Source organism: Fundidesulfovibrio magnetotacticus (genome assembly GCF_013019105.1).
GTDB lineage: Bacteria > Desulfobacterota > Desulfovibrionia > Desulfovibrionales > Desulfovibrionaceae > Fundidesulfovibrio > Fundidesulfovibrio magnetotacticus.
Genome location: NZ_BLTE01000017.1, coordinates 25,869 through 43,952, shown reverse-complemented (window position 1 = coordinate 43,952; position 18,084 = coordinate 25,869). Strand labels below are relative to the sequence as shown.

Genomic DNA, 18,084 nt, shown 5'->3' with positions numbered 1-18,084 from the left:
ATGGCCCTGAAAAACTATGCGCTGAACAGCGTCGCGGTGTCCCAGGAAACGGATTTGGTGGTTCCGGCGGCCGACAAGGAATTCGAATCCGCCGGGCTCATCATCTGCAACAACGAAGCGACCAACGTGGCCGCCATCCTCGTCAGGCTCACGACCTCGGCCAACGCGTCCAAGGGCATGATCTGGCGGGGGACACTGGCCGCAGGGGAACCGTTCTTCGTCGATTCAAAGGTGGTCATTGCAGCCTCGGCGAGCCCGGACAAGGTGCGGGTCATCTCCGACCAGGCCAACGTGTCCTTCATCTTCAGCGGCGACGAGAGCTAGCCATGGGCGTCAAGGCGACTACCTGGCGGCAGACCATCCAGGGCGGCAAGCAGCTGTTCAGGCTGTATCCGTCCAGGGGGAACCAGACGCTCACGGGGACGGTCACGCTCCCTTCGACGCTGAACGGCCCGATCCAGGTCACACCTTTCGACACGCTCACCCTGAACGGGGCCACGGTGACCGTGGAAAACCCCTGCCGGGGGCACATCCTCTACTGCAAGAACCTGATCGTGACCGGCGCGGCCGCCATCATCCACATGAACGGGAAGGGGTGCACGGGCATCGACTGGGAGAACTACGACCTGGACATCCCGGCGGCCATCGCGCTCGCCTCGTTGACGTCCAATGCCCGGACGCTCCTCCAGCGGTTTCTGCGCGCAGGCTGGTACCTGGGAGACCCGCAGCTTTGGAAGGATCACGCGGGTGTGGTCCAGGCCGTCCTTACAGCCGGGGCCAACAAGATCATCGACAAGACGCTGTTAGGCGCTGGCGGGTATTTCGCGGCCCTGTCCGGCTGGTATTCGGGCTGCATGGGCGGCGCGGCAGGGGCTGCCGGGACCGGCGGTCCTGGTGGAGGGGGCGCGGGAAGCGCCTATTGCGGCATCAACTACGTCCAGTGGGGCGGTATCGGCGGCAAAGGACGGCCCTGGCGCGGCGGGTTCGGGGGCCAGGGAGGGCCAAGCTGCCAAAGCCAGGGCCTGAGCGGCGATCAGAACCGCCAGGGGAGTCCGGGCGGCGTCCTGGTGGTTGTCGTCGAGAATGACGTCACGGTCGGGCCTGGCCTGACCATAGCGGCCAACGCCCTGCCCGTCACCGGGGGCACCAACGAAACCGGCGGATGCGGCGGGGGGCGCGCCAAGCTGCTCTACGGGGGGGCGCTCACGGGCACCCCGACCATCACCGCCAACGGCGCAGCCGGACAATCCGGCAACTGCTCGCCTGCCGCCGGGGGGGCGGGCAAGGCCGACTCTTCAACCTTCACCGCATGGGGGCTTTAATGGGTGTCGTGATCCTGCATTCTCCGTATGACGATGCTTCCAGGGCTTTCGTGGCCTCTCTGGGGGTGGACATTCCACAGGGCGAGGACGTGATGCTGGACGTGGACGGGATCGGCGTCCGCATCGTCTCCGACCACGCGCGGTGCGTCGGCATCAACCCGACGTTTCGCGCCTACCCGGTGCTGCTCTACACGCTGGGGCAGGACACCTACCAGCTGGACGCTCCGACAAGCTGGCAGCAGTGCCTGGAGTTCATGGACGATCCATTCGGCGACGCCGACAGCGGCTTGGCCCGGATGAGCAAGCTCGACTTCCTGGACCTCTTCACCCAGGCCGAGCTGGAAGCCCTGAAAGGCCTGGAAGCGTCCGTGCCGTCCGTGGCCGTCTTCTGGGAGAAGTACCGGGCCGCCGAATACATGAACCTGACCGATCCGCGCACGGTGGCCTCCATCCGGGCGCTGGAAACGGCCGGACTCATCGCCGCCGGGCGCGCCGACAGGATTCTCGCCGGAGAGGAGCCGTAAGCCATGGTGAGGATCAGACGCTACTTTTGGAACGTGCTTCTGGGGCTGGACCAGTTTCTTTCCGTGCTCACCGGGGGCGACCCGGACGAAACGGTGTCCTCGCGAGTGGGCAAGGCGGCAGTGGCCGGGAGCCGCATGGGCCTGGCCCTGGAGTGGTGCCTGGACCACGTGTTCGGGGCCGGGCACTGCCGCAGCTCGATCGAGCCGGATGAGGGAGGAGGGAAGGTGGTTCCCTGGTAGATGCTGGATCGTCAGATGGTCTGCTCTTCCAGGGCGGACCTAACCCTGGCGACCACAGCCTCGATATCCTGCCGCACCTCGTGCTCCCATATGCGGACAACGCTCCAGCCGGTTGATGAAAGCTGTTCGTTGACCAGTGCGTCGCGGGCAACGTTGCGGGAGATCTTGGCTTCCCAGAAATCGTGATTCGCTTTGGGCTGCTGGAAGTGAACGGGGCAACGGTGCCAGAAGCAGCCATCAACAAAGATGACCACGCGGCGGGACGGGAAGACGATGTCCGGTTTCCCCGGAAGACCATGCCCGATGCGGTAGCGGTGTCCAAGTCTCCAGAGACGCTTTCGCAGCTTCTGTTCCGGCTTGGTGTTCTTCCCTTTGATGGCGGACATGCAGCGGTGCCGCTGTTCCTCGGTGAGGACATCGGTCCGGTCGCTGTTGTCCTGCACGATCAGTCCTCTTCTTCCTCTGGCAGGTGGATTTCGATTTCAGGTCCAAATGGGAGCACTTCAGGCGAGATCGAAAATCCATCCGGGGTGACACCCTCCGGCAGAGTTGCGAGAGTATGGAGTAAGGAGGCAGCAAAGCCAGACAGATTTTCTGCTATCCTTAGCCGGGCGGAGTCTTCTTCAAGAGCATACACACGGTAAAGATCGTAGCGTCGTCCTTCATCCGACATTTCCCGCAACTCAGCCATGGAAACATGCAGGGGGCGCTCATGAGGGCCGGCTGTTGATTTGACATCCAGCCTGATCTCGTTGCCGGAATTGTCCTCAATCGTAAAGTCATATGGAGCGACGGCGTTCGTGTCGGAAACCCAGGTGTGGCGCCGGATTGATCCTGAGCGGGTCTGCAAGAAAAACCAGGAGTTGATCAGAGCCTCGCCATCCCTGCCAACGGCCTCCGCATTGAGCCGGGCGCGCCGCAGGGCTTCCTGGTTCATCGTGGTGCCGGAACGACGTCTGAACAGGCGTTCTGTACCTTCAACACCACCTAAGGCAGCATCCTCGATGGCTTCATCCAATGTGAATTCAAGAGCCGGATGCGAATCGGTAAGGCCTGCGGCATCAATTAATCCTTCAAGCTCTGTAGTAGACAGAGGGATCATGCTGGCACTACCTAGCCTGTCATTGAGTATCCTGTGTAGAGAAGTGTCTTCATGATGTGATGCGGCAACGAATAGAATGCGAGCTGATGATGGTATTATTTCTCCTGAAAAATCAAACACAACAAAGTCACCTGGGGTAAGTGGGTCAAATCTATCCTCAGAAACAATCCGAGGGATCAGCTCTCCATTGAGTCTCCAGTTTTTATACCCTTCACCATTCTTAGTAATTTTTCTCTGAAGTCGAAGGGCACCACTTAAGCCTGGACCTAGTAGCATAATATCTAGACCAAAGCTGCCAGATATTCCAGTTTCAGTATCTGGAAGAGCTGGGAACAAGGACCTAATAAACACATCCTTGTTTAGGTTTATGGCTTTTTGATTTCCAGCATGAAGTGTTTCGTGTTGATGCTGGAAGAAGGTGAGATCAGACCGACTAAGCCTCTTCAGAGCGATTTTGCCTGACACTTCAGCCTCGCAGGGTTTTGAGCATGACTTCCGCAAGTGCCTTGGCCATGAGCGGGGGCACAGCGTTGCCGATTTGTCTGAAGCCGGGATTCATGGGACCGATGAACACAAACCCGTCCGGGAAGGACTGCAGTCTTGCCGCCTCCCGGACGGAGATGGTCCGGGCCTGACTGCTGTCGTAGTGGATGTGGGAATAGCTGTCCTTGCCAAGGTGGGCCATCAGCGTTCTTGCAGGCTGGTCAGCCTCCATCTTCCGCCACTTGTTGGGGAATTTTCCAGGATCATAGGGGGGGACGGTCTCGTCCCAGAGGCGCTGGTGTTCCCTGGACCCTTTGGCCGGGGCCTGTCCTTTCGCCTGCAACGCGGCGAGCTTTTCATTGAAAAGGTCGATGGCGTGACGATACGCCTCAGGGTACTGGTCTCCGGCGTTCATCCGGGCAAAGATGGCATAGTCCCTGGGCAGGAACCGGATCACATGGTCTTTGATGCCGACTTGGTTCTCAAACCCGGGCCAGGACCGCATGAGTCTGCCGTACTCGGTGATCTGCCGGGACTCTTCATATGGCCAGAGCATGTCGAACCGGCGGGGACCCTTCTTCAGTTTTCCCTTCAGGTGGTCCCGGATGGGGGGGAGATCCTGCAGAGCCTCCCGGGCCGTAACAGCCGGGGGCAGCCCGGGGGTGCCTTTGGGCGTGGGGACGAAACGGGAATTGTCCTCATTAAGGCTGTCGCGGTCTGGTTCAGGCAGGAATTTGAGCGCGACCTGCCGGGACCCTTCGTAGCCTTTGGGGAGCACGTGGCGGTGCGTCGGCTCGGGGAAGAGCACCTCTTCAGTAACACCGGCCGCATAGCCGATCAGGAAGGCCCTCTCGCGCATTTCAGGGACGCCGTAATGGACGGCGTTCAGCAGCGTGTAACGGCATGTGTAGCCAAGATCCTCCAGGACCTCGCAGATCTCCTCGTAGATGTTGTGGCCGCCGTGGTTGAGGACGTCTGGCACATTCTCAACCAGAAGAGCCACCGGCTTGAGCTGTTTGATGTACTCCAGGTAGCGCAGGTAGAGGTCGCTGCGTGGGTCCTTTATGAAGGCGTGGGGGTGCTCGGCAACCTCGCGCAGCTTGGCGCGGCCCACGCGGGCGAACGCCTGGCAGGGCGGGCCGCCCACGATGACGTCAATGGCAGCCTCCGGCTCGTCAAAGCCCATTTCCTGCATGAACGGATGAGGCTCGGTGAGGACGATGTCGCGGCTCCGGGCGTGGCGGTTCCGTTCGTTCTCTTCGAGATGTGGGTAGAAATTGAGAGCATGGGAGGCAGCGGCGACCGGGTCCATCTCGATGGCGGCGCAGAGCTTGTACCCGGCGGAATGAAAGCCCAATGAGATGCCGCCACAGCCTGCAAAAAGATCAAGGACGCGAGGAGCCCCTCCGTTTTTCAGACGGTCAATTTTTCGTTTGATTTCAAGGGACATCGATAAATCTCCAGAAACATGGCGCGCGAAGTCTCCCCAAGTGTTGGGTTCATGGGGAGTTACCATCGAGAGGAGTGGGAGTCAAAAAGCTAAGGAGTGAATAGTCGCGATGTTGAAAGAAGGGGCATGGCGGCAAACGCGAGAGTCTGCGTTGGAGAGGATGCCATGGCTCATCAGAATCACAACGATTAAACTCCAGGCTACACCAAGTGCCAATGGTGATGGGCGAAGTTTTGCGTGAGAGAAATGATTCCCAGATAACTCTAGACTATTAGTGCATCTACTCCTTTGACAATTAATGTGCAATTCGAATAATATTTCACTATATCTTTAATTGTGACATTGGGTCTGCCACCATGTGCAAGGTCATTCCTCGCGTTGCAGAGCGAGTCAAGAGACGATAGTATTTTGTCACGTTTCTTGTGTGTATTGATGCGAAGTTTAATGCTGTCTTTCCATGTTGTGTCAAACTCTCCAAGGAGCTTGAGAATGTGGTCGTATCTTGGGTTTGTCGGGCTATTTCGTATCTTTTTGTCGATAAACCTCTTAAGTCTTGCTGACTGATTGCGGGAAAAGTAGTCTGCAACTATAGTTTTAATACTGGCCTCAATAGTGCCACATGATCGAATTAGCGCGTACATAGTTAAGTGTGGTGTCGAAGAATCAAATGCACCGAGTGTTTTAATTTTTGTCTGGATTGATTTAAGTTCTGAACTGCATGTCATCAACAGTCCGTGTACAGTTGTATTATTCATAGCTGATGTCAAACAAGATGTTTGCGGCAAGTTGTATACGGCGGTTTATATTTGTTGCGACCATAGTTTCAAATCGCAATAAATATTTAAACTCGTCGTTGTTGAGTAACGATTCGTGTCGAGTCGATAGGTCTGTTGGTATTGCGATGCCTCTGTTGATTGCATAAGAGGATGCGATAGAAATTGCGTCAAACACCGTTGGATGGAAGTGAAAAACGTCACCATCCCGGGTGCTGCTAAAGGCATGTCGGCCGATCTTTTCGTGGACAAAGTCTGTCATGCCAGTGAATTTGTTGCGCAGTATGTCTATCGAGACTTCAGTGTTGTTACTGTCGCATCCCATAAAATCGTTCAAATATTTTTTTATTGAGATTCGACCTCTACTTCTGGAGCGCATGTCGTCAGATGACAATGCAAAAAATCTAAGTATAAATTCTATGTCGCGCATCCTGCTGTCATGCTCTCGTGAATTCAAAAGGTGGCGCCAGGAGACGGCGCTGTTTAGCTCGATCAACAGGGTGTTTAGTGCTCCCTGGTATACGCAGTTTCTAATTTCTTGAGGGAAAAGTGTTCGTCCGCTGGTGTTGATTCGCTCAAATACTTGGTATAGGCTTGTGTCATCATCTTTTGGGTGTGTTTGTTCAAAGATAATTGCATGGATTGTTGTGTTGTTAATTCTTCTTTGCTCATTATCTGCCAACTCAGAAAATGCTTTGCCTCTCCACCGTGAGTTGATTTTGTCCGTGTTGGTGAGTTTGAATACCTTGTTGTCTTTTGAAAAAACGCCACGAACATAGTCGTATATCGTCATTATGCGTTGGTAGCCATCCACGATCAGGCGCGACTCGCGCTTTGTTGTTGCCAGGAAGATATTGGGTATCGGAAGCCCCAAGAGGACGGAGTCGATAAATCTGCTGGCTTCAGACTTGTCCCATACATAGTTTCTTTGGATTTCAGGCTTTTCTAGCTCGCCCTCTCTGTACATAATCATCAGCTCTCTAAAAGACAGGTCTGCGCCCCATGACTTGATATTGTAAAGGTCATCATTTGAGTAGTAGTCATTTGACTCTGAGGGGATGCTGACAGTTTTTAACTGCTTTTTGCTGTGCATGGAATTGCTCCCGTATTAATTAATAAAAATCACTGACAATTGACATTGATTCGCTAGTCTGTTTGTTTGTCCGAAGTCTTTGCGCTGTGTGGGAAACAATTGCCAACATTTCCTTTGTTACCGTTTTGCTGGGCAGTCTGTGTTTTCTCTCTTCGCAGTAGGGTCTTTGTCGCCCGTATTGAAGAATCAGGTTCTGGCCGCGCGCGATTGTCTCCAGTAACTGACATCCCCTTTTGCAAGCCTCTTGTTGCAATACGAATTTGTCGGCATGCCGTCATTTTAAGTCTTTAGTATTGTGCATGGTGGTCATGTTTCTTTATGGTAGTGACTTGATGTAGTTGAGTGTTTGTTCAAGCTTTCGTTGAAGCATCTCGACGTGTTCGTCTATTTCAAGTAAAAATCTTTGCGATTCCACAGAGTTTTCTTTGTTGATGCCAGTATTGATTCCGGGCAATGCTTGGGTGTGATATTCTAAAGCCTCATTTATCTTTATTTTTGCATCAGAAATATCCTTGATGCATTTCTCAATATATGGAAGTGCAGCAACTGAAGAAAGTGTCATGTGTTTGGCTCCTTGATGAATTGGTTATGGCAAGAGTGATTGAATGTGCCTAGTCGGTATTGTTGCGCATTTTTGTTAGTTCTTCGGGTGAAAACACTTCGCCGCAGTCAAGGCAAACTTTGTCTCCAGTATCCCAATAGTATGGAGGCATGCGTTCCTTTGTCAGGTTGTTGTGCTGACACTTCTGTTTGTTGTGTGCTTTGTTTGAGTTTTCATCCGTGTTGATTGTCTTCATGTTGTGCACCTTTGTTGAATTATTGTTTTGTTCTTGGTTCCTGCCTGTATGGCCAAATTTTCTTCGTATGAGGATGTATCAGTCTACAACAAAACTTGCTGTGACTTTAATTGCAGACCATCTCATACTAGTCTTTTCATCATGACCAGCACGAGCCTCGGCTCTGACTGATCAAACAAATCACATCAGGGCCTAACAGAAAATCCTGCAGCGATCTGCTTGGCGAACACCGCCTTGAGATTCTTGATCTTGCGCTCTAAAATGTCCTTCTCGGCCTCCAGCGCACGCAGCTGAGTCGAAAACTCCGTGACAGACTCCAGGCCAGCCTTGGCGAGCATAGCCTGGGCCTCGGCCATGGCCTTGGATGGTTCCTGCTCGTCGGTGTTTGCCAGGATATCGATGTCCCCGGCCAGGACCCCGGTCTTGTGCTTGCAGAGCTTATTGAAAATCCCTGCCCGGCAGTCGCAGCTGATCATGAGCTTATCTGCGGCCCAGCGCAGTTCCACGCGGTAGATGCCTTCGCTGCCCTGGGCGAGCAGGGTGAGGGTGGTCGCCTGGGACACGTCTACTCCTTCCCGGCCTCACTGGATGGCCCGGCAACCGATCTCTTCGCAACAGGGCCTTTCCCGCCCGCATCGAAGAATTGGTCCCCGACCGGGCTCGTGGTGGCTCCAACAGCTGCCATCACTGCCCGGCGAATCTCTTCGTCCGAGGCCCCTGCCTCACGCATGACCTTTGCCACGGTCTCCACTCTCTGAGCGATAGGATCCTGCAAATGGGAAACTGCCGATTCGGAGCGGAACATCGGTTCCTCTCCGATCAGCAGCCAATTGGCATTGAGCCCAAGCTCAGCGACCCACCGCTGGAGGGCTTCACAGCGAGGATAAGCCAAGCCGTTTTTATACTTGGAGAACGTTTCCTTGGTTACGCCACCGATGCGCCCAAGTTCCTGTTCTTCCTTGCCAAGAATTTTTCCAAGCTTGGCTAGCCGGTCACCAATATCAGACAAAATGTCACTCCAGTTGCATTTTATCTTGACCAGTGGAAAGATAAACCGTATCTGCCCACTCAATGAAGCCGCTCAAACCGACTTCACCCATAAACCTGTCTCGGGGGCACCTTATGCCGCACACCCAAGGTTTGTCTTCCCTTTCCGAACAGTTCGCCCCGTATGGACCCGTCCTCGCGCACAACCCTTGGTTAGGCCTTGCTCCTGCAGGGGTAGTCACCGCCGGCAGCCATATGAACTTCGATAAGCATTTCCCGAGCAGCAAAGAGATCCGCGCCGTAACGCTTGTGCTGGTCGAGCGTGAGGCCGGTTTTCCGCTGCCCACTCATTCGGCTCTCCGTGAGGTTGCACGATGAAAACGTGTTTTGCGGACAACCTAACCGATTTATCCAGGGAAGAAAAGCTCCAGATATTTCTCAACCGTTCCGGCCTCACATTCAAGGCCATCGGCGGGAAGCTGGACATGTCGGGCACGGCGGCCGCCAAGCTCTGCCGGGGCGAGACGATCCCCGTGCGTCGTCACGCCGAGCTGGTGGCCCTGGGTATCCCGGCGGAATACCTCCCCCGTCCGGAGGACATCAAGCCCGGCCCCAAACCGCGCCGTTCTCTGGCGACGGAATCGGCGATCGTGGCCGCCTGAGTGTCCTTTCGTCACCCAGTAGCGATCCGTCACGCCCGACACCACGCTAAACCGACGCGAGGTTTCGCATGAAGGCCTACCCTCTGATTTCTCCCATACTTCATCGATTGGCATTGCGCGCGCCTTCGGGCATCCCGGCTCAGACCATCGCCGACCTGCTGGACTGGAAGTACGCCACCATGATGAGCGAGCTGTCCGGCCAGCCCGGCCACAAGCTCGGCGCGGAACGCATCCTGCCGCTCCTGGACGTGACCGGCTCCGACGCGCCCTTGCACTTCCTGGCCAGGGAGCGCGGCGGGGTGTTCGTCAAGCTGCCCCAGGTCGAGGGACCGCTGGAGCCCGTCACCAGACAGTGCCTGGTGGCCATGCGCGAATTCGGCGAGCTGGTGGGGGCCACCTCGGACGCCCTGGTGGACGGCGCCATCTCGCCCGAGGAGGCCAAACACATCCTGCGCCTGGGGCACGAGGCCGTCACGGCCGTCATGGCGCTGCTCAAGGTGGTGGAGGCGCGGCCATGCTGAGACAGGCCATGCGACAGGTGAGCGAGCGCGAATGCGCCGGGCAGGCGGCCCTGGTCCGCGACCTCAAGGGGCGACTGGACCGGGCCATGGATCAGGAGCTGGGTTGGGGCCGGGTGGTCCCGGCGCGGCAGGTCGCCCAGGCGTTGGCCAGGGAGCTGGAGACGTACGAAACCATGTGTGAACGCTGCGAAGGAGTGTAGGCATGGAATCCGAGCTGATTTCGTCGGTGCGGGAGATCCTTGGGCAGAGTTGCGACGCGTTCCGGAGCAAGCTCCTGGAGGTCGCCGAGCTGGAACGTCTGCAGCGCAAGCAACTGCTCACGCCGGGTGAGGTGTTCGCCCTCTACGGCTTTCCGGTGGCGACGCAGGAGACCTGGCGCTGCAGGGGAGGGGGGCCAGATTACGTCAAGGTGGGCGCGTCGGTCTACTACACCCACGACGCTATCAAGCGCTTTCTCGCGGATCGCCGGGTGCTCGGCCATGCGTGACGCCCCGCCACGTGTCCTCGATCACCTGCACGGAGGACCGCATCTGGTCGGGGGCCAGCTTGGCGTAGCGCCTCGTCAGCTCCAGGGTGCTGTGCCCCATGAGCTTGGCGAGGCGCTCGATGGGCACCCCCTTCTGGATGGCCCAGCTGCCGAAGGTGTGGCGCAGGGTGTGAAAGACCACCTTGTCACGCGGGTCGGTGATCCCCGCGTTGAGGCCGCACTGGGCGACGGCCCGGTTGAAGGTGTCGGAGCTGTCGCGGCTCTGCCGACCCTTGCGGCCGGGGAACACCAGGGCGCCCGGGGCATCCGGCAGCGCCTTCCCGAGTTCCTCCCTCGCCGTGCCGGTCAGGTAGGCGGCCCGGGTGCCCGTCTTGGCGTCCTTGACGTTGACCACGCCGGAACCCAGGTCCACGTCCTGGGCGCGAAGGGCCAGGACCTCTCCGAGGCGCATGCCGGTGTGCAGGGAGAGCAGGGAGATGCGCCACCATTTCAGGCTGCGGCTCCTGATGGCCTCCAGGAGGGCGTGGGCTTCGACGGGGGTGAGGTAGCGCAGCCGGCCGGAATCGACCGTCGGCATCTCCATGACCGGGATCAGGCCGTCGAAAAGCCCCCACTTGGCCAGGGTGCGGTAGACGTGGCGCAGGGAGCCGAGTATGTGCCGCACGGTCTGCGGGGAGCGACCGGAAGCGAGCAGGGCGTTGCGGAAGGTGTCCACGTCGAGGCTGGTGAGGGAGCCCATGGCGCGGTTGCGGAAGACGGGCAGGATGTGCTGCTCCCACATGGCCTCAACGGTCCGGTTCCAGCGCGAGTCGCCGGTGAGGGCCTTCTCCTTGAAGGTCTTGAAGCCCTGGTCCACGGTGAGGACGTGCTTGCGCGTCGGCAGCCGAACGCCGTCGCGCAGCTCCTGGATGCGCCTGGCCCGTTTCTCGGAGGCCGTCGCGGCGGTGTAGCCCTCCGAGGCCCAGCCGATCTTCTCCCAGATCTTCCGCCCGGTGGAGTCCTTGAGGGAGATGTCGAAGCAGACGTCCGGCTTCCCGTTGTGGCGGCGCGTCAGGCTCTCTCGTTTGTAGACACCCAGGAATTTCGTCCGGATACGACCCATTCCTTGCTACCCTCCTGCTACCCTGAGGTGCAAAATGCTACCCTATTGCGCCCCTTCGGCGCAAGAAGCAGCAGGTTGCGCATGGTCGTAACCGTCTTGAATCATATGGGTATCAGGCTCTGCAAGGGGCGGGCAAATTCTCCAAAACAGGGGTGGGTTTGCCTCCTAAGCGGCAGGCCACAAGTTCGAATCTTGTCGGGACCACCATTCGGAAAGCGCAGGGCGCTCTGGCCGTTTCAGGCTGGAGCGCCCGTTGCGTTGGGCCAGTGTTTGCCCGTGTGTGTCTTCGCGTGAGGCGATTGGCGATTGCCACGGGGCTTGTGCCGATGTATTTGAAGATCATCCGCGAATAGTTTGCTTCGGCTCTGTTGTTACAGGGGCCTGTCTCACGGTGTCGCACCGTAAGCATGACGACAGGGTGATGCTAATGAACAGCTGGCTGCCGATCTCACTGTCCGCAGGGACAGTCTGTTTCTCGATTATCACGTTTCTCTATTGTTTTCTGTACGCGAAGTATCGTAGCATCCCCTTGCTGCTTTGGGGATGCGCCTGGTTTTCTCACGCGCTGCGAAACGTCGTTATTCTGATCAACGTGCTGGCTGGGCCAATGGCCGGTCTGATGCTTCTGGAGCAGACGCTGGTTGCCGTGACTGGATCGCTCCTGCTTCTTGGTTCATTGCGTTATGTCGAACATGCCGTGCGCGGATGGTACATCGCAGTTGTTGGGGCGGCAGCGATATGGCCTCCAGTCGCGATGCTGCTTGGCGTTTCTCCGCCAATGCTTTACATTCCGAACTATTTCTTTTTCGGGGCAAGCCAGGTCTTCAACGGCGTGGTCCTGTGGAGCATAGCAGGCAAGGAGAGCGTTGGGGGGCGTATCGCAGGGGCAGCCATGGTCCTGTGGGGTCTGCATCATTTCGACTATCCGTTTCTGCGTCCGGTGGCCTGGTTCGCCCCGTGGGGCTTCCTCATCGGCGCGTCCCTGGGGCTTCTGGCCGCCGTGGCCATCATCATGGCCTACATGGAGAGGCTCCAGGCGGAGCTTGCGCGCGGCGAGCGGCGCTTCAGGGTGCTCTTCCACGGCAACAAGGTGCCCTTCCTGCTCATCGACCCCATGGACGGCCGCATCGTGGAAGCCAACGACGGGGCCGCCGCCTTCTACGGCTACGAGGGCGGAGAGTTGCGCACCATGAACGTCAGCCAGATCAACACGCTGCCGCCGGAGGAGATCGCGACGCTGCGCAGGAGGGCCGTCGAAGGTGGGCAGCAGCAGTTCCTGTTCAAGCACAGGCTCAAGAGCGGCGAGGTGCGCACGGTGGAGGTGTTCGCCAACCCCGTGGACATCTCCGGGCACACCTATCTGTTCTCCATCGTGCAGGACGTCACCACGCGCCAGCAGGCCCTGAAAGCCCTGCAGGAGAGCAGGGAGCGCCTGCAGGCCGTGGTGGAGAACGTGGCCGACGCCATTTACCTGGCCGACGAGGAGGGGCGCTTCGTGGAGGTCAACGCGGCGGCCGTGAGGCAGACCGGCTTCAGCCGGAGAGAGCTCCTGGGCATGGGCATCCACGACCTGGACGCCTCCGACCCCCCGTCGGACCTGAGCGCCTTTCACGAACTGCTCGCGAGCCAGCCCGCTATCACGTTCGAATCGCGCCACAGGCGCGCGGACGGCAGGCTGCTTCCCGTGGAGGTCCGCGCGGTGCGCCTGGAGCTGGGCGGCAGGCCCCACCTGCTGGGCGTGGTCACGGACCTGACGCCCAGGAAAGAGGCGGAACACAGCCTGGCCCTGGCCAACAAGACCCTCGCCGCCATCCTGGACGGCATCCCCGCCTACGTGAACGTGATCGACGCGGAAAGCCGCGAGGTGCTCTTCATGAACAGGGCGCTCAAGGATTCCCTGGGCGTGGAAACCGCAGGGGGGCTCTGTTTCAGGGTGTTCCGCGGCAGGGAGCACGCCTGCGAGAACTGCTCCCTGGACAGGCTGACCCCCTTGGCCGGGGACGCCCTGAACGTCTGGGAGGACCGCAACCCGATGACGGGCAAGTGGCTCATCAACCACGACCGCATCCTCGACTGGTTCGACGGCAGGCGGGTGCGCGTGCAGGTGGCCCTGGACATCAGTCAGCGCAAGGAAGCCGAGGAGATGATGGCCGCCTCTCTACTGGAGAAGGAGGTCCTCCTGCGCGAGATCCACCACCGGGTGAAGAACAACCTTCAGATCATTTCCAGCCTCCTGAGCCTCCAGGAGTCCGGCCAGGACAACCCCGGTGCCGGCCAGGTGCTCTCCGACTGCAGGGGCCGCGTGATGTCCATGGCGCTCATCCACGAGCGGCTCTACCGCTCGCGGGACTTCACGGCCATCTCCCTGGAGGATTACCTGCGGGATTTCCTGCCCGGGCTGGTGGAGACCTGCAGGGGAGGGCGCGACCTGCGCATGGAGATCGACGCCCGGGGCGCCAGTCTTGGCCTGGACCAGGCCATCCCCTTCGGGCTCATCGTCAACGAGCTGGTCACCAACGCCCTCAAGCACGCGTTCGTCGGGCGCTCCTCCGGGCGCATCACGGTGTCGGCGGCCCAGGCGGACGGCCGCCTCACCCTGCGCGTCGCCGACGACGGCGCGGGCCTGCCGGAGGGCTTCTCCCCCGGCAGCACCTCCACCCTGGGCATGCAGATCGTCACCATGCTCGCCGAGCAGCTGCACGGCGAGCTCTCCTACGCCTCCGGGCAGGGGGCGAGCTTCACGTTGGAGTTCCCCTGCGGGGGCGACTTCGGGGCGGCGCGGCGTCCGGAACGGACCTGAACGCCTCCGCGCGCATTTGTCTTGTTGCGTCGCGCGCGAAAGGATACCGTGCAGGTCAGGATCGGCCCGACCGCATCGGCCGTGGCCGTGCGGGCCCGCACGCCGGGCGCGCGAAGCCGGGACAGAACCATGCGGGCTCCGGCCAAGCCGGGTCCCGTTCGCAGGGAGGTCGCCCATGGCCATGGAACGCCCAGCCTTCACGTTCACCCTTTCGGGCCAGGACCCGCAAACCTTCCACGTGGTGCGCTTCACAGGCGTGGAGGGCCTCTCCAAACTCTATGAGTTCGAGATAACCCTCCTCACCGACCGGGTGGACCTGGACCTGGAGACCGCGCTCCATGCGGAGGCCGTCTTCACCATCAAACGTCCCGGATCCGGCGACGTGACCTGGAAGGGCATCCTGCGCCAGTTCAAGCTGGCGAGCACCGTGGGCGGACGCGCCTTCCACAAGGCCGTGCTCGTGCCCAGGGCCTGGCTGCTCACCCAGGCGCAGCACAACCGCATCTTCCTCAATCAGGACCTCGTGCAGAACCTGCGCGAAAGCCTCAAAGACGGCGGTCTGGCCCAGGGCATCGACTTCGATCTGCGCATCTCCGGCAGCTACCCCCGGCGCGAATACGTCTGCCAGTACAACGAAACGCTCTTCAACTTCATCTCCCGCTGGTCCGAGCGCAACGGGCTCTACTTCTACTTCGACCAGGCCGGACCGGCCGGACGCTTCGTGCTCACCGACAGCCTGGAGGTGCACGAGCCGCACCCCGGCGGGGGAAGCCTGACCTACGGCGACGTTTCGGGCCTGGACGGCCCGGTGGCCGGGAGGGGCGTGAAGCACTTTCAGTGCGAGATGACGCGGCTGCCCCACGAGGTGCTCGTGAAGGACTACAACTACCGCACCCCCAGCCTGGACATCCAGGCCACGGCCCAGGTGAGCGAGGAAGGCGTCGGCAGGGTGTACGTGCACGGCGGGCACATGCGCTCGCTGCATCAGGCGGCGTTCCTGGCTGGAGTCCGGGCGCAGTCGCTGGGCTGCCGGTCCAGGATGTTCTTCGGCGAATCCAATGCGCCCACCGTGCAGCCTGGTTACCTGGCCCACCTGGAGAAACATCCCCGAGAGGACTTCAACCGCGGCTACCTGGTGGTGGAGTCGCGCCACGAGGGCGCGCAGGAGAGCTGGCTCACGGCCGGGCTCGGCGTGGAGGGCCTGGGCGACCGGCTCTTCTACCGCAACGCCTTCGCGGCCATCCCCTCCGACGTGCAGTACCGCTCCGAGATCAAGACCCCCAGGCCCCACCTGCACGGGACCCTCCTGGCCCACGTGGACGCCGAGGGCTCCGGCAAGTACGCCGAACTCGACGAAGAGGGCCGCTACAAGGTGATCATGCCCTTCGACGTGTCCGGGCGCGCCGACGGCAGGGCCTCCACCTGGATTCGCATGGTCCAACCCTACGGCGGGCCGGGCCACGGCATGCACTTCCCCCTGCACAAGGGCGCGGAGGTGGCCGTGATCCATCAGGAGGGCGATCCGGACCGCCCCGTGATCATGGGGGCGTTGCACAACCCCGAGGCCCCGTCCATGGTCACCAGCGACAACCAAACCCAGTCCGTGATCACCACGGCGGGCGGCAACCGCATTCACATGGAGGACAAGGAGGGCTCCGAGCGCATCCTGTTGTACTCCCAGACGAACGGCAACTTCATCCGCATCGGCGCGCCCAACGATCCGCCCAACCTCGGGGGAACCGGCGACCAGACCCAGGCCGACAGGGCGGCGGGTCAGGCCATCGGAAACACCGTGGAAACCATGGCCACCAAGGGCATCGCCATCACCACGCCCCAGTGGTTCTCCCTGAAGGCGGCCATCGCCAACACGATCATCCTGGGCGAGAACTCCTCCACCACCATGGGGCTCTACTCCACCAACTACATCGGCCCCTGCGTGAAAGTCGCCATCGGCCCCACCAAGGACATCAAGAGCGCGGACGTGACCAAATTCACCTCCTGGGTGAAGCACCTGTGCGTCACCTCCTCACACACCGGGACCACGCACACCGCAACCCTGGCCGACTGCACCCAGGACTACGGCACATACAACCTCACCGCCGGCGAAACCAACATCAGATACGCCGACCTGGAGATCACCGCCCTCAAGAGCGTGCGCGTCTACCCCCAGGACACCCTTTACATCAACGTGGGCAGGCGCGTGGTGCTCACCTACCAGGAGGAGGGCACCGAACTGAAGCAGAGCTACCTGAACATGAACGTCACCAGCCCCAGCGTCACCCACGCCATCGACGACCTCAACCAGACCGGGGCCACGCTCAACCAGGCCTTCGGCGAGACGAGCCTCAGCGGGGCCTCCCTGGAGATGGACTTCGCCAACGTGGACCTCACCTTCGGGGACGGCACCATCACCGCCGCCTCCAAGGTGGTGGTGGCGGGCACCTTCGACGTGACCTGATGCCCTGGGCGCGGCCGGGCCGTTTCGTTGCCGACGTCGCGATCGCCAGGGGCGTGAACGCCTTCGAGCCGGGCCGCGCGTCGCGGGGGTGATCCTTCGCATCCCGCGCGGTTGCAATCCCCCACCGGCTCGGATACGCACGGCCTCTGCGCTGCGGCGCATCTCGAGAGGCTTTCCATGCACCGGTTGTTCACCTTCCTCTGGCAGACCGCCATCCTCTGGGCCATCTACCGTTCGAGCTGCTGGCTTGTGGAGTCCACCGGGCTCCCCGTGCCGGGCAACGTGGTGGGGGTGGCGCTGCTTTTCACGCTGCTCTGCCTCGGGGTGGTGCGCCTGGAGCACGTCTCCAAGGCCTCGGACTTCCTGCTGCGCCACCTGGTGTTCTTCTTCATCCCCATCACGGTGGGGCTCATGGAGTGGGGCGCGGTGTTCGCCGAGCACTGGGCCGTGCTGGCCGCCGCCGTGCTGGTGAGCTCCTTCGCGCCCTTCTGGCTGGTGGGGCGGCTCACCCAGTGGCTGCACAGGCGGGGCAGGCCGTGCGACAGCTGACCGTGCCGCTCCTGGTGGCGGCCACCCTGGCGGCCTACGTGCTGGTGCGCTGGCTGGCCATGCGCCGTCCGCACCCGCTCTTCAACGTGGTGGTGCTCTCCGCGGCCCTGGTGGCCTGCCTGCTCCTGGCCACGGGCACGCCCCTGAGCGACTACGCCCCGGCCAAGGACCTCATGACCTTCCTGCTTGGCCCCGCCACCGTGGGGCTGGCCGTGCCCCTCTACCGCCACAGGACGCTCCTGCGGCTCTACGCCCTGCCCATCCTGGCCAGCGTGGCCGCCGGGGCCGCCACGGCCATGCTTTGCGCCGGGGCCATCGCCCGCCTGGGCGGGATGCCGCGCGAGGTGGTGATGTCCATCCTGCCCAAGGGGGTGTCCATCCCCTTCGCCGTGGAGATCGCCCGGCTCTACGACGGCGTTCCGCCCCTGGCGGCGGCCTTCGTGGTGGCCACGGGCACCCTGGGGGCGCTGGTGGGCGCGCCCTTCCTGACGCGCGCGGGCGTGGAGGACCCGGTGGCCCGGGGCCTGGCCCTGGGCACGGTGTCCCACGCCCAGGGCACGGCGGCGGCCCTGCAGGAGGGCGAGGCCCAGGGGTCCATGGCCGGGCTGGCCATGATCCTGGCGGGCGTGTTCACGGCGCTCTTCGCCCCCCTGGCCGTCTGGCTGCTGGGCTGAGCGCCCCGCCCCGGCGGGAGGCCTCCCGGCGCGGTCTTTCACCGCCCGCCGCGCTCCTGG

At 60.8% G+C, this 18,084-nt stretch carries 22 protein-coding genes and 1 tRNA gene; 13 read left to right on the top strand and 10 right to left on the bottom strand.

The genetic code is table 11. The annotated features are described in order from the left end of the window. Genes NNJEOMEG_RS16545 through NNJEOMEG_RS16530 form a run of 4 tightly spaced genes read left to right on the top strand, consistent with a single transcriptional unit; the run spans position 1 to position 2,086 of the window. Entirely contained in the window at positions 1-324 is a 324-nt protein-coding gene (locus tag NNJEOMEG_RS16545) for an amidohydrolase (protein WP_173086446.1), read from the top strand. A gap of 2 nt (positions 325-326) precedes the next feature. Beyond that, positions 327-1,322, top strand: coding sequence for a hypothetical protein (locus NNJEOMEG_RS16540; protein ID WP_173086444.1), 996 nt, complete (start codon positions 327-329; stop codon positions 1,320-1,322). Between the two features lie 50 nt (positions 1,323-1,372). After that, entirely contained in the window at positions 1,373-1,846 is a 474-nt protein-coding gene (locus NNJEOMEG_RS16535) for a hypothetical protein (RefSeq protein WP_173086443.1), read from the top strand. A 3-nt stretch (positions 1,847-1,849) separates the two neighbouring features. Beyond that, positions 1,850-2,086, top strand: a complete 237-nt coding sequence (locus tag NNJEOMEG_RS16530) for a hypothetical protein (RefSeq protein WP_173086442.1) — start codon at positions 1,850-1,852, stop codon at positions 2,084-2,086. Between the two features lie 11 nt (positions 2,087-2,097). On the opposite strand, the gene NNJEOMEG_RS16525 is transcribed toward NNJEOMEG_RS16530, so the two are convergent. The 9 genes from NNJEOMEG_RS16525 to NNJEOMEG_RS16485 all read right to left on the bottom strand — a co-directional run bounded on the left by NNJEOMEG_RS16525 (position 2,098) and on the right by NNJEOMEG_RS16485 (position 8,856). Continuing rightward, complete coding sequence (locus NNJEOMEG_RS16525) at positions 2,098-2,529, bottom strand: very short patch repair endonuclease (RefSeq protein WP_235957011.1); 432 nt, start codon at positions 2,527-2,529, stop codon at positions 2,098-2,100. A gap of 2 nt (positions 2,530-2,531) precedes the next feature. Next, complete coding sequence (locus tag NNJEOMEG_RS16520) at positions 2,532-3,653, bottom strand: protein NO VEIN domain-containing protein (RefSeq protein WP_173086441.1); 1,122 nt, start codon at positions 3,651-3,653, stop codon at positions 2,532-2,534. Between the two features lies 1 nt (position 3,654). After that, positions 3,655-5,121 carry a DNA cytosine methyltransferase gene (locus tag NNJEOMEG_RS16515; RefSeq protein WP_173086440.1) on the bottom strand — a complete coding sequence of 489 codons (1,467 nt, stop codon included), beginning with the start codon at positions 5,119-5,121 and terminating at the stop codon, positions 3,655-3,657. A 263-nt stretch (positions 5,122-5,384) separates the two neighbouring features. Beyond that, complete coding sequence (locus NNJEOMEG_RS21160; RefSeq protein WP_173086439.1) at positions 5,385-5,846, bottom strand: HEPN domain-containing protein; 462 nt, start codon at positions 5,844-5,846, stop codon at positions 5,385-5,387. Positions 5,847-5,868: 22 nt separating this feature from the next. Further along, positions 5,869-6,987 carry a DUF262 domain-containing protein gene (locus NNJEOMEG_RS16505; RefSeq protein WP_173086438.1) on the bottom strand — a complete coding sequence of 373 codons (1,119 nt, stop codon included), beginning with the start codon at positions 6,985-6,987 and terminating at the stop codon, positions 5,869-5,871. A 316-nt stretch (positions 6,988-7,303) separates the two neighbouring features. Continuing rightward, positions 7,304-7,549, bottom strand: a complete 246-nt coding sequence (locus tag NNJEOMEG_RS16500) for a hypothetical protein (RefSeq protein ID WP_173086437.1) — start codon at positions 7,547-7,549, stop codon at positions 7,304-7,306. 49 nt (positions 7,550-7,598) lie between these two features. Continuing rightward, on the bottom strand, positions 7,599-7,784 hold the full coding sequence (locus tag NNJEOMEG_RS16495) for a hypothetical protein (protein WP_173086436.1): 186 nt from the start codon (positions 7,782-7,784) through the stop codon (positions 7,599-7,601). Between the two features lie 185 nt (positions 7,785-7,969). Further along, the gene (locus NNJEOMEG_RS16490; protein WP_173086434.1) at positions 7,970-8,347 is read right to left on the bottom strand and encodes a hypothetical protein; all 378 of its coding nucleotides are present in this window, start codon (positions 8,345-8,347) and stop codon (positions 7,970-7,972) included. A gap of 2 nt (positions 8,348-8,349) precedes the next feature. Then, positions 8,350-8,856, bottom strand: a complete 507-nt coding sequence (locus tag NNJEOMEG_RS16485; RefSeq protein ID WP_173086432.1) for a helix-turn-helix domain-containing protein — start codon at positions 8,854-8,856, stop codon at positions 8,350-8,352. A gap of 289 nt (positions 8,857-9,145) precedes the next feature. Here NNJEOMEG_RS16485 and NNJEOMEG_RS16480 point away from each other — a divergent pair, with 289 nt between their 5' ends. The 4 genes from NNJEOMEG_RS16480 to NNJEOMEG_RS16465 all read left to right on the top strand — a co-directional run bounded on the left by NNJEOMEG_RS16480 (position 9,146) and on the right by NNJEOMEG_RS16465 (position 10,441). Continuing rightward, complete coding sequence (locus NNJEOMEG_RS16480) at positions 9,146-9,433, top strand: XRE family transcriptional regulator (protein ID WP_173086430.1); 288 nt, start codon at positions 9,146-9,148, stop codon at positions 9,431-9,433. Positions 9,434-9,546: 113 nt separating this feature from the next. After that, the gene (locus NNJEOMEG_RS16475; protein WP_235957010.1) at positions 9,547-9,954 is read left to right on the top strand and encodes a phage regulatory CII family protein; all 408 of its coding nucleotides are present in this window, start codon (positions 9,547-9,549) and stop codon (positions 9,952-9,954) included. Further along, on the top strand, positions 9,948-10,154 hold the full coding sequence (locus NNJEOMEG_RS16470) for a hypothetical protein (protein ID WP_173086426.1): 207 nt from the start codon (positions 9,948-9,950) through the stop codon (positions 10,152-10,154). Before NNJEOMEG_RS16475 ends, NNJEOMEG_RS16470 begins: the two co-directional genes overlap by 7 nt. A 2-nt stretch (positions 10,155-10,156) precedes the next feature. Continuing rightward, positions 10,157-10,441 carry a hypothetical protein gene (locus tag NNJEOMEG_RS16465; protein WP_173086424.1) on the top strand — a complete coding sequence of 95 codons (285 nt, stop codon included), beginning with the start codon at positions 10,157-10,159 and terminating at the stop codon, positions 10,439-10,441. Here the strand turns inward: NNJEOMEG_RS16465 and NNJEOMEG_RS16460 are convergent. Beyond that, positions 10,398-11,543 carry a tyrosine-type recombinase/integrase gene (locus NNJEOMEG_RS16460; protein ID WP_173086422.1) on the bottom strand — a complete coding sequence of 382 codons (1,146 nt, stop codon included), beginning with the start codon at positions 11,541-11,543 and terminating at the stop codon, positions 10,398-10,400. The genes NNJEOMEG_RS16465 and NNJEOMEG_RS16460 overlap by 44 nt on opposite strands. 143 nt (positions 11,544-11,686) lie before the next feature. Between NNJEOMEG_RS16460 and NNJEOMEG_RS16455 the strand changes: the two genes are divergently transcribed. From NNJEOMEG_RS16455 to NNJEOMEG_RS16435, 5 genes are all read left to right on the top strand, one after another. Beyond that, a tRNA-Arg gene (locus NNJEOMEG_RS16455) sits at positions 11,687-11,750 on the top strand. A gap of 685 nt (positions 11,751-12,435) precedes the next feature. Then, complete coding sequence (locus tag NNJEOMEG_RS16450) at positions 12,436-14,343, top strand: PAS domain S-box protein (protein WP_173086420.1); 1,908 nt, start codon at positions 12,436-12,438, stop codon at positions 14,341-14,343. 175 nt (positions 14,344-14,518) lie between these two features. Beyond that, positions 14,519-16,801, top strand: coding sequence for a type VI secretion system Vgr family protein (locus tag NNJEOMEG_RS16445; RefSeq protein WP_173086417.1), 2,283 nt, complete (start codon positions 14,519-14,521; stop codon positions 16,799-16,801). Positions 16,802-16,978: 177 nt separating this feature from the next. Further along, the gene (locus NNJEOMEG_RS16440) at positions 16,979-17,350 is read left to right on the top strand and encodes a CidA/LrgA family protein (protein ID WP_173086415.1); all 372 of its coding nucleotides are present in this window, start codon (positions 16,979-16,981) and stop codon (positions 17,348-17,350) included. After that, entirely contained in the window at positions 17,338-18,024 is a 687-nt protein-coding gene (locus NNJEOMEG_RS16435) for an LrgB family protein (RefSeq protein WP_173086413.1), read from the top strand. Before NNJEOMEG_RS16440 ends, NNJEOMEG_RS16435 begins: the two co-directional genes overlap by 13 nt. The last annotated feature ends 60 nt before the right edge of the window (positions 18,025-18,084 follow it).